At 72.7% G+C, this 571-nt stretch carries 1 protein-coding gene; it reads right to left on the bottom strand.

All coding sequences use genetic code 11. The features are described 5' to 3' along the window. Positions 1-571: ketoacyl-synthetase C-terminal extension domain-containing protein (locus tag ACLQ2V_RS28115; RefSeq protein WP_425721730.1), on the bottom strand; the 571-nt coding region annotated here is incomplete at both ends.

Consider the following 571-nt stretch of genomic DNA (forward strand, 5'->3'; position numbering starts at 1 on the left):
CCGGCTCAGCATCCAACAACCGCACCGCCATCCCCGCCCACTGCGAACCCTGACCAGGAAAAACAAACACCGCCCGAAGCCCTTCCACCGCCTCTCCCCGCACCACCCCAGGTGCCGCACGACCCGCCGCCAACGCCGCCAAACCGGCTTCCGGATCCCCGACCACCACCGCCCGGTGCTCGAAGAAGGACCGCGCCGAAACCAGAGCCGACGCCATGTCCGGGCTCAACCGCCCCGCGTACTCCCGCAACGCCGACACCGACCGCGCCGAGACCACCAGCGGGACGGCCTGCGGGGCCGCCGGCAGGGGTGGTGCCGGTGGAGCCTGCTCGAGGATGACGTGCGCGTTGGTGCCGCCCACCCCGAAGGAGGAGACCGCGGCCCGGCGAGCCCGGTCGACGGCGGGCCAGTCCCGCTGCTCGGTCAGCAGCGTGAGGTTTCCGGCGTCCCAGTCGACGTGCGACGACGGGCGGTCGACGTGCAGCGTCGCCGGCAGCACCCCGTGCCGCAGGGCCATCACCATCTTGATGACCCCACCGACGCCGGCCGCCGCCTGGGTGTGGCCGATGTT

The sequence above is a fragment of the Micromonospora sp. DT233 genome (assembly GCF_049841815.1).
In the GTDB taxonomy this organism is placed as follows: Bacteria; Actinomycetota; Actinomycetes; order Mycobacteriales; family Micromonosporaceae; genus Micromonospora.